The sequence below is a fragment of the Psychrobacter sp. GW64-MNA-CIBAN-0177 genome, from assembly GCF_040309585.1.
Classification (GTDB): domain Bacteria; phylum Pseudomonadota; class Gammaproteobacteria; order Pseudomonadales; family Moraxellaceae; genus Psychrobacter; species Psychrobacter okhotskensis.
Window position 1 is genome coordinate 1 of sequence record NZ_JBEOOY010000566.1, and the last position, 240, is coordinate 240.

Consider the following 240-nt stretch of genomic DNA (forward strand, 5'->3'; position numbering starts at 1 on the left):
ATGTTATTTGGTATCGGGTGGGGTTTGGTTGGTATTTGCCCTGGACCTGGTATCGTAATGCTTGGTACAGGAGTTTGGCAAGCCTATGTCTTTATCCCTGCCATGATTATTGGCATGCTGATATATCAATGGCTTGAGCCAAAATTAAACGGATAGTGAACTTATAGCCTAGCGAAAAAAGGTCAGCAATCATCATCGACTGTTGACCTTTTTATATTAAATAAATGCTCGGTATAGCAT

Annotated in this window: 1 protein-coding gene; it reads left to right on the forward strand. The window is 40.4% G+C overall.

Annotated features, from left to right (window positions below):
* Positions 1 to 156 (forward strand): DUF6691 family protein, encoded by a 156-nt coding sequence (locus AAEY79_RS16240; RefSeq protein WP_352289779.1) that lies wholly within the window; start codon positions 1 to 3, stop codon positions 154 to 156.
* Positions 157 to 240: the final 84 nt, after the last annotated feature.

Excerpts from the sequence above, each read along its gene's own strand:
- AAEY79_RS16240 (WP_352289779.1), top strand. The coding sequence starts at position 1 with ATGTTATTTGGTATCGGGTGGGGTTTGGTTGGTATTTGCCCTGGACCT.